The organism is Kribbella sp. (assembly GCF_035655035.1).
GTDB lineage: Bacteria > Actinomycetota > Actinomycetes > Propionibacteriales > Kribbellaceae > Kribbella.
The window spans coordinates 1-8,006 of the sequence record NZ_DASRVN010000239.1 but is presented as its reverse complement, the minus strand read 5'-3'; the positions used below and the strand labels follow the sequence as shown (position 1 = coordinate 8,006).

Here is an 8,006-nt window from a genome sequence, read left to right as displayed (position 1 = left end):
GCGCTGCCGGCGCGCCCAGTGACGAGTTCGAAGCCCTTCAAGCTGCATGGCTGAGCACGCAACCCGACGAGCTCGCCGAGATCCGCGTCCGGAGACAGCTCGATGATGTGGTCGTCACGGGTGCCTCAGCCGCCCAACTGCACCGCATCGGAGATCTCCCCGCCGATCGTCATGAGTTCTCGACGCCACGGCGGCGGCAGACTCAGCGCCCCGAGATCCGCTACCGAACCCGCACGCTCCCCCGCCAGGACATCACCATCGCCCACGGCCTACCGGTGACGACCAAGGAGCGAACCATCGCCGACCTGGTGGAAGCACGAACCGATCTCAGCCTCGTGGCCGGCCTCGTCGCAGACGCTCTACACAGAGGCGGTCTCGATGCCGGTCGGCTCCAAGAACTACTCGCCCCGCTCGCCGCCCGCAACGGCTTCCCCACCGGCGACGGCAAAGCCTTCCTTGATCGTCTGGTGAACCTGTCCGGATCTCTGCGTGGCCTCAGCCGGACCATTCAGCGGCTGGCCAACGAGGCAGACCCGAGTCTGGCTTCCATCGCCGCCATGGCAGGCGACCTCCGCGCCCTCGACTCGCTCGCCCGAGGCCGCCACAGTGCCTGATCTCACCCCATACCCAACTGCAGCTGGAGTCGAGTCGGCCATCAAGGTCGCCGCCACCGCGGCGACCAAGAACGATCCAACGCTCACGGTCACAGAACGAATCCGATTCGAGTACTTCCGGCGCCTGCTCAGCCGCGTGTTCAGCGAAGGAACCGAGTCCGAGTGGCTCCTCAAAGGCGGCACCAGCATGCTCGCCCGCATCCCTGCCACGCGGTCGACCCTGGACATCGACCTGTACTGCGACGGCTTCACCATCGACCAAGCTCTGGCCGATCTGCGCCGCCTGGCCGACCTCGACCTCGGCGACCACTTCCGGTTCGTGTACGTCGGCCACCAGGTCTCGGTCGCCGGAGACCAGCCGCCGTACGTCGACGCCTACCGCGTGTCATTCGACGTCTACATCGGCGTTCGGCACAAGGGCCGCATCAACGTCGACCTTGCGACCGGCGCAGGACTCACCGCACCGGTCACAACCGCCGACCCGGCGAACCGCCTGCCGCTCCCCCGGCTGATCAGCTATCCCTACCGCCTCTATCCGATCGTCGACCAAGTTGCGGACAAGGTTTGCGCAACGATGGAGAAGCATGAGGGCCAACCGTCCAGCCGCGAGAAGGACCTGGTCGATCTAGCGGTTATTGCCGTCACGCAGGCGGTCGACGGAGCCGCGCTCGCGTATGCCTTGGAGGTTGAAGCACGCCGCCGACGGATGCATCCGCTCCCCACCTTCGAAGTGCCACCGACCTGGGGCAGGGCGTACGCCGCCATGGCCGTGCGCATCCCTCATCTCGCGGACTACCTCACCGTCTCCGCCGTGACGGACCTGGTCGCTACCTTTATCGACCCTGCGCTGACCGGCACATCAAAGACAAAGTCATGGGACCCGGACGCACGCAAATGGGCGTGACTTCCCGCAAATTCCGGGACCGAATCAGCGACCCACCATTCAACGACTGCTCCACCAGCACCGCACGTCAGCGCCTCCCGTGCGGCTAGATGTCCGTCCCCCCAAAGCCATCCGCGGCCATGTAGAGGCAGGCCACCAGGCGCCTTGCAGCACAGCCCACGAACTGCCCCGCTTCGCAGGTGCTCGCCAGTACCGCCTGCACCGCCGACGGCGGCCAGCAGAACAGTTGTCCCACCCATCCGCCCACAAGCACCCCACAACAAACGGGCAGACCGGCAGGCAAGGAGTACATATTCGACGTGTGCGCTATTAGTCTGTGGGTTCCCACATTTGCAGAACGCGAGGAAATGCAACTCGCTTCTCGGCAACGCTGCACGACAGGGCCAACAGGTCGGGCCGGAGGAGGAGCGCGATGCGGTTCGGGTTGGATGTGCCGGTCAATGGGGCCTTTGCGGATCCGCGGTTGTTGGGGCGAATGGCGGGAGAGGCAGAGCGGGCCGGATGGGACGGGTTTTTCGTCCAGGACATCCTGAGCTCGGTGGACCCAGTCGCGGATCCATGGATCGCGCTGACCGCGGCTGCGCTCGCGACTGAGCATTTGGCGATCGGATCCCTGCTCACGCCGCTGCCGCGACGGCGTCCGTGGGAGGTTGCCAGGCAAGCAGCGACGCTCGATCGGTTGAGCGGCGGTCGGCTGATCTTCGCGGCGGGGCTCGGAAACGCGGAGCAGGACTTCACGCCGTTCGGTGATCCGTGGGATCCGGTGGTTCGTGCGCAACTGCTCGACGAAGGACTCGACATCATCCTCGGGATGTGGTCGGGGGAACCGTTCAGCTACAGCGGCAACCACTTCGAACTCAACGAGGCGCTGTTGCGGCCGAGCCCTGTGCAGGCACCACGGATACCGGTCTGGCTAGCCACGGGCTGGCCTCGGCGCAGACCATTGCGCCGGGCTGCACGCTGGGATGGCGTCTATCTGATGACAGTTCGGCAAGATACCGGGCAACTGCTCTCACCGGACGACATCACGCAGATCGCCAATTTCCTCAGGGAGCAACGCGGCGACGGCACCACCGGCGACATCGCGTTCAACCCTGAGCAGACCGCAAACGCCGCGCGAACCCGCGACCATGTCCAGGCCTTCTCCGAAGCCGGCGCAACCTGGTGGATCGACATGGGCCCCGACAGCGGACCCGACGCCTACCTCGCCCACATCCGCAACGGTCCACCACAGCCTGAGCAAACTGGCCGAGCTGACGCCCCGCAAGTCTCGCTGGCGATGTCGTACAACTCTTCAGTGTGATGCCGACCATCCGGCTGTTCCGGCGAGCGATCGTCATCGGCGCCCGCCGGTTCGACCGTCTGGGTCGGGGCCCGTATGTGGCGGCGGCCAGACCATAACGCTGCTCACGTACTGTGTGGCGCGCTCATCTACCGTGAGACCTGATGAATCGAACCGCGCCCATCACTGCACTGGCACGGTAGACAGCCTCCCGCAGTACCCCTACGTCAACGAGGCGAGGTGCGGGAGGAAGGCTCGCAGTAGGTCGAAGGCTCGGTCTGGGGCTTGGCGGAACACTCCGTGGCCCACCCTGTCCAGGGTCTCCATGCGCACCGGTGAACCTGTCAACGAATCGGCCAGCCGCTGCGCACCGACTGCTGGCGAGACCGGGTCGTCCTGGCCGGCGAGAATCAGCGTCGGGCACACGATGGACGCGGCGAAGGGGGCCACGTCCACCGGGCCGCATCCACCCTGCCGGAAATGATCCTGCACCTCCTCGTTGATCTTCGCGCGAGTACGACGCAACTGCGTGTCTCCGGCGTCGGCGCCGTACAAGGGCAGCGCGTACTCCCACCATGCCGACGCCGCCTCCGAACTGGTGTCCCCGCCGAGAAACCGGGCTGCGGCCTCGCGTGCGACCACGCCGCCGCGTCGCTCGAACACGTCCAGACTCTCGGCCAGAGTCGTTGGCGCACCCAGCGTGCTGTCCAGTACTAACCCGGCCACCAGCTCCGGGAACCGCGCTGCGCACGTCATCCCGACAAGCCCACCGCTGGATGTGCCGACCAGCAGCACTCGCCGGAGTCCGACCACTGCGCAGAACTCCGCTACGTCGTCCGCCCATCGCTGCCAGGTCCACGCGGCGGGATCACCCCGGTCCGACCGTCCGGAACCACGCTGGTCCAGGTAAACCACCTGCGCGACATCGCTCATCGCTGTGAACTCAGGCTTGAAGAGGCTGTGGTCCCCGCCCGGGCCGCCGTGCAACAGCACCAGCACCGGGCGCTCGGTCATCACCTCGCCCTCAGCGACCAGCCCGGCCCCGTCAACGTCGAAGTACAGCCCGATGCCATCCACGATCACCCGCATCCGCACATCGTTCCCGAGAACCGGTGACCAGCACGGGACCTAGGTCGCTTGGCACGAGCAGGCGGTCAATAGCCGCGCCGCGCCTTGAACTTCGCCGAAGGCCCCCGCACGGTGGCACTTTCGCGCGCCCACCGAAGGCGGCTGAAAGAACAGTCGCCGCGGCATCCATCCCGCAAACACCCCGCGACGACCGTAGACCAGCAACCCGGGGCGGCGGCCTCTCCCACTCGCCCCGCGAACCACCTCGTACTTCGCCGAAGACCCGCGCACGGCGGCACCTTTCGCGCGCCCGCCGAAGGCGGCCGGAAGAACAGTCGCCGGTCCCATTCGCCCACTAGTACCCCACGAAATCGGGCAGACCAGCAGTCGCAGCGGCGGCCTCTCCACACTCGCCCATGAACCACCTCGCGCTCGCCGAATTCCTGTGCACCGTGGCACCTTTTGCGCGCCGCCGGAGGCGGCTGAAAGAACAGTCGCCGCTGGCGTCCATCCCGCAAACACCCCGCGACGACGGCAGACCAGCAACCCGGTGCGGCGGCCGCTCCCACCCGCCCCGCGAACCCACCTCGTACTTGGCCGAAGGCCCGCGCACGGTGGCACCTTTCGCGCGCCGCCGGAGGCGGCTGGAAGAACAGTCGGCGCGGTCGCCCTGCCCGCAAGTACCCGCTCGACGGCGGCGGACCGGGCCCGGGGCGGCGGCCTCTCTACACACGCTCCACGAACCACCTCGTGCTTCGCTGAAGCGTTCACGTGGTAGCAGCTCTCGCGGGCTGCTGGAGGAGCTGGTGCTGCGCACCTCCACTCCACGGGCACCTTGTGTTGGGGTGGGGCGGTGGGTTTCCGCGCGTGTGGCGCGGGGTGGTAGGTGGTCGGGTGGTGGGCGAGTTGGTCATTCGGGTTTTGGGTCTTCGGGTTTGGGGTCTTCGTCTAGTTCGCCTAGGAGTCTTAGGCGGGTGATGATGCCGCCTTCCTGGCGGCCGAGGGTGTCGGCGATCTGGGTGTAGGGGTGGCCGTTGTTGTACATCTCCACCATCGTTTGCTCGTCTTCGGGGGTCCACTGGCGGAAGGCGTTCGGGGCGGTTCTGCGGGCCTTCTGGATCTTGCGGGTCATGGAGTTCGGATTCAGGGGCTCTAGGGAGCGGATCCGGGACTGGCGGTGGCGGCCGACCTCCTCGCCTTTCTGCCAGAAGATCACCGCCCCGTCGTCGAACGTCATCAGGTCGGCGGGGACGTCGCAGTAGTCGGCGTCGTCGAGCATCACTCGCATCATCTGTGGTTCCTCTTTCGGTACGTCCCGAGGGATCTGGTCGACAGAGAAGATGCCGCGATCCGCCCCCACCCCACACACGGATTCAGCCCCTGTGGACAACCGATCGCACAACCAGTTTGCAAAAGCTCTTTGCAAAGAGTCTTTGCAAAGCTAGGCTCAGGAGCATGAGCGACGAGAGCAGCAACGAGGCGCCGCGGACCGTCCGGCTGGACCGGGAGCTGGTGCGGGCGCTGGCGCATCCGATGCGCAACCGGATCCTGGGGTTGCTGCGGGTGTACGGACCGCAGACGGCGACCTCCTTGGCGAGCAGGCTCGGGGTGAACACCGGGGCGACCAGTTACCACCTGCGGCAGCTTGCGGAGGCCGGGCTGGTGGCGGAGGACGACAGCCGGGGCAATGCGCGCGACCGGTGGTGGAAGGCGGCGCATCAGGGGACCGAGTTCGACAAGGCCGAGCTGCTGGACCAGGAGCCGGAGCTGGCACTGGGCTTCCTGCACGGTGTCGGGCAGTCGTACGCCGAGAACATCTTCAGCTTCATCGACGCGATGCAGACGATGCCGGCGGACTGGCGGGACGCCAGCGTGCTGTCGGACTACTTCTTCCATCTTCGCGCCGACCAGCTCGACGCGATGATGCAGGAGGTGCTGGCGGTGCTGGAGAAGTACAAGACGCCCGACCTGACCGCTCCCCTGCCGGAAGGCGCCGAGCAGGTCACCGTGCAGATCCAGGCGTTCCCCCGCGAGACGCGGTAGGAGGACCACCGGTGAGGCAAGCAAAGCCGCTGATCGCGTTCCTGGTGGCGAACGTGGTGTCGATCTGCGGCACCCGCGTGAGCGCGATCGCGATCCCGTGGTTCGTACTGATCACCACAGGTTCGCCCGTCAAGACCGGCCTGGTCGCACTGGCCGAGATGGCGCCACTGGTCGTGGTGAAGGCTGTAGGCGGCCCGCTGATCGACAAGGTCGGCGCCCGTCGGATCAGCGTCCTGGCGGACACCGCGAGTACCGGCGTGGTCGCACTGGTACCGCTCCTGCACACGCTCGGTCTGCTGCACTTCCCAACGCTGCTGGTGTTGGTCGCGATCGCCGGAGCGCTCCGTGGGCCGGGCGATTCCGCCAAGGAGACCCTGATCCCGGACATCGCCCGCGCCGCCAAGGTCCCGCTGGAGCGCGTGACAGGGCTGGAGAGTACGACGGAACGCCTGGCCGGCTTCTTCGCGTACGCACTGGCCGGTGGACTCATTACCCTGGCCGGAGCCGTCAACGCGCTCTGGATCGACGCCGCGTCGTTCGGCATCTGCGCCGTACTCATCGCCCGCTGGATCCCCAAGCAGGACAGGCCGGAAGTGAAAAACGAGGAGGCGTACGGCCGCCGCCTGCTGGAGGGCTGGCACTTCCTCCGTACCGACAAGCTCCTGCTGCCGTTGGTACTGATGATCGCCGTCACCAACCTGCTCGACGCAGCGACCAGCACGGTGTTACTGCCCGTCTGGATCAAAGAGCACGGCTACGGGCCTGGCCACACCAGCCTGATCCTCACCTCGTTCAGTGTGACAGCAACGGCGTTCGCCCTGCTCGCGTCGGCGATCGGGGACCGTATCCCGCGCAAGCTCGTGTTCACGCTGGCGTTCTTGATAGCAGGTGCACCGCGCTTCGTGGCGATGGCGACCGACGCACCGGTCTGGGCGTTGATGGCCGTGTACGCCGTCGGCGGTATCGGAGCCGGCTTCATCAACCCGGTACTCGGCGCGATCCGGGTCGAACGGATCCCCAGTCACCTGCTCGGGAGGGTGAACTCGCTGTCCAACGCGGCCTGCTGGACCGGCGTACCACTGGGAGGCGTCGCGGCCGGGGCAGCGATCGCCGCGATCGGTCTGGCGCCCGCACTGCTGGCCGGTGGCGCGATCTACCTGATCGCGACCATGTCACCGGTACTGATCGGCCGTCACGAGAGCTGGAAAGCTACACCGGGTCCGACGGATCCTCCGGGAACGGCGGCAGATCCGGCTCGGGTGGCAGCCGGTGCGTCTTAGCCTTCGTACTGTCGTCCACCGCCCGCCGCATGCGGTCCCGCTCGGCTCGCAGGATCCCGAGCATCACCAGGTCCAGCAGCATGCCCCCGGCGGCAGCGAACTGCGTGGCGGCGAACTGGAAGACCTGCGTCATCAGCAGCGACACCAGCACCGCCAGCTCGAACAGCCGGACCGCCCGCGCCCGGTTGCCCTTCCGCAACGCCAGTGCACCACGCACCGTAAAGGTTGCCGACAGCAAGCTCCCGGCCGCGACACCGAGCACTGGAAGGGTGTTGAGCCCGTCCCCCAGTACGGCGGCGATCACCAGCTCCCCGACCACCTGGACGGCGAGTACGGCGACCGCGACCGTCGGGGCATTCGGGTGCGTGGCGAGCCGCTCGAAGCCGCGCTGGACCGCCTGCCACGCCGCGTCCACCGGTGCGGCCAGCTCGACCTCGTCCGGCGGGCAGGCCGCCAGCAGCTCGGTGGTCTCCCGTCGCCCGCCGACCTCCCGCGGTACCTGGTTCAGCAGCTCGGCCGCCTCGGCGCGGCGCCGGCGGGACAGGCCTCCCGCGACGCCCTCGACGGCGTGGTCGATGACGTTCGCCAACTCCTCGCGTGGGTCGATCGGCCGGCGGGTGGTGAGGAAGCGGAAGCCCAGCACGATCAGCACGAAGACGATGTACACGATTGCCGCGGTCGGCTTGTAGAAGTAGTTGTTGTCCGAGGTGACGAACTTCCCGACCTCATCGATGAACAGGCCGAACCCGATCCCGCCGATCGTCGCCGCGGCCGGCCGGACGACCGGGCCGACGTACCCGAGCAGCAGCGAGATC

The 8,006-nt window shown here is 67.2% G+C and carries 7 protein-coding genes and 1 pseudogene; 5 read left to right on the top strand and 3 right to left on the bottom strand.

The features are described from left to right. The 3 genes and pseudogenes from VFF46_RS13960 to VFF46_RS13950 form a co-directional block, all read left to right on the top strand. A pseudogene (locus VFF46_RS13960) lies at window positions 1-614 on the top strand (hypothetical protein); the annotation flags it as partial. Beyond that, window positions 607-1,518 (top strand): nucleotidyl transferase AbiEii/AbiGii toxin family protein, encoded by a 912-nt coding sequence (locus tag VFF46_RS13955; protein ID WP_325037535.1) that lies wholly within the window; start codon window positions 607-609, stop codon window positions 1,516-1,518. The pseudogene VFF46_RS13960 and the gene VFF46_RS13955, both read left to right, overlap by 8 nt. A gap of 412 nt (window positions 1,519-1,930) precedes the next feature. Continuing rightward, window positions 1,931-2,821 (top strand): LLM class flavin-dependent oxidoreductase, encoded by an 891-nt coding sequence (locus tag VFF46_RS13950; RefSeq protein ID WP_325037534.1) that lies wholly within the window; start codon window positions 1,931-1,933, stop codon window positions 2,819-2,821. Between the two features lie 201 nt (window positions 2,822-3,022). On the opposite strand, the gene VFF46_RS13945 is transcribed toward VFF46_RS13950, so the two are convergent. Then, window positions 3,023-3,889 carry an alpha/beta hydrolase gene (locus VFF46_RS13945; protein ID WP_325037533.1) on the bottom strand — a complete coding sequence of 289 codons (867 nt, stop codon included), beginning with the start codon at window positions 3,887-3,889 and terminating at the stop codon, window positions 3,023-3,025. A gap of 889 nt (window positions 3,890-4,778) precedes the next feature. Continuing rightward, window positions 4,779-5,147 carry a hypothetical protein gene (locus VFF46_RS13940; protein WP_325037532.1) on the bottom strand — a complete coding sequence of 123 codons (369 nt, stop codon included), beginning with the start codon at window positions 5,145-5,147 and terminating at the stop codon, window positions 4,779-4,781. A 176-nt stretch (window positions 5,148-5,323) separates the two neighbouring features. Here VFF46_RS13940 and VFF46_RS13935 point away from each other — a divergent pair, with 176 nt between their 5' ends. After that, window positions 5,324-5,911, top strand: a complete 588-nt coding sequence (locus VFF46_RS13935; RefSeq protein ID WP_325037531.1) for a helix-turn-helix domain-containing protein — start codon at window positions 5,324-5,326, stop codon at window positions 5,909-5,911. An 11-nt stretch (window positions 5,912-5,922) separates the two neighbouring features. Then, window positions 5,923-7,191 (top strand): MFS transporter, encoded by a 1,269-nt coding sequence (locus tag VFF46_RS13930; protein WP_325037530.1) that lies wholly within the window; start codon window positions 5,923-5,925, stop codon window positions 7,189-7,191. Here VFF46_RS13930 and VFF46_RS13925 read toward each other — a convergent pair. Then, window positions 7,121-8,006, bottom strand: an 886-nt coding sequence (locus VFF46_RS13925) for a hypothetical protein (RefSeq protein WP_325037529.1), incomplete at its 5' end; no start/stop codon positions are given. The genes VFF46_RS13930 and VFF46_RS13925 overlap by 71 nt on opposite strands.

Coding starts and splice junctions, on each gene's coding strand:
- VFF46_RS13935 (WP_325037531.1), top strand. CDS start 5,324: ATGAGCGACGAGAGCAGCAACGAGGCGCCGCGGACCGTCCGGCTGGAC.
- VFF46_RS13945 (WP_325037533.1), bottom strand. CDS start 3,889: ATGCGGGTGATCGTGGATGGCATCGGGCTGTACTTCGACGTTGACGGG.
- VFF46_RS13940 (WP_325037532.1), bottom strand. CDS start 5,147: ATGCTCGACGACGCCGACTACTGCGACGTCCCCGCCGACCTGATGACG.
- VFF46_RS13950 (WP_325037534.1), top strand. CDS start 1,931: ATGCGGTTCGGGTTGGATGTGCCGGTCAATGGGGCCTTTGCGGATCCG.